The 557-nt window shown below is 46.1% G+C and carries 1 protein-coding gene and 1 pseudogene; both read right to left on the bottom strand.

From position 1 onward, the window contains the following. A partial coding sequence (locus tag ACFIM1_RS09490; RefSeq protein ID WP_375694712.1) for a transglycosylase SLT domain-containing protein occupies positions 1-332 on the bottom strand: 332 nt, incomplete at its 3' end. Beyond that, positions 329-557 (bottom strand): annotated as a pseudogene (locus ACFIM1_RS09485) (hypothetical protein); the annotation flags it as partial. The gene ACFIM1_RS09490 and the pseudogene ACFIM1_RS09485, both read right to left, overlap by 4 nt.

Here is a 557-nt window from a genome sequence, read left to right as displayed (position 1 = left end):
GCTCCTCCTGCCCCTTGTTGATGGGCTAAATACAATTCCGCTTCACTAGGCGCTCTTCCCAAAAGGCGGCTTAAATGATTGCGATTATCAAGCGTCAAGCGCCCCATGGCATCTGCCGCTTGCATGGGGTCAAAACGGTCTTGCAAACCATATTGTTTGGCTGTGCTGTCTATAAATTGATACAACCCACCCGCCGAAGAACGGGGATTTCTTGCATTCGGATTGCCTCCACTTTCCACTTGCGCAACACGGTATAAATAGCTTTCGGGCAAACCATACCGTGCTGCTGCTTGACGGATTGCTTGGTCTACAGAAGAACTATAACGGGTCATCGGTTAAACATCCTCACAACCTCGTTTCCACTTAATCTAAACAAATCAGAAAAACGCTTTTTCACCCACTCTTTCGTGACATATCCATTATGATGCGCTTTCACCATGCGTTGAATGAGATCGACAATTTGAGCATTCTTAATCTGTGTTCCCCCTGTTAACAATTTGACAACATCCTTTTCAATCCGTTGACGCTCTCTAAACGCCGCCTCTTTGAAAGGAATC

Origin of the sequence: Bartonella sp. AC158YNML (assembly GCF_042196725.1) — a bacterium.
Lineage (GTDB): Bacteria > Pseudomonadota > Alphaproteobacteria > Rhizobiales > Rhizobiaceae > Bartonella.
Note: the sequence above shows the minus strand (reverse complement) of the source record. Positions and strands in the feature narration are given on the sequence as shown.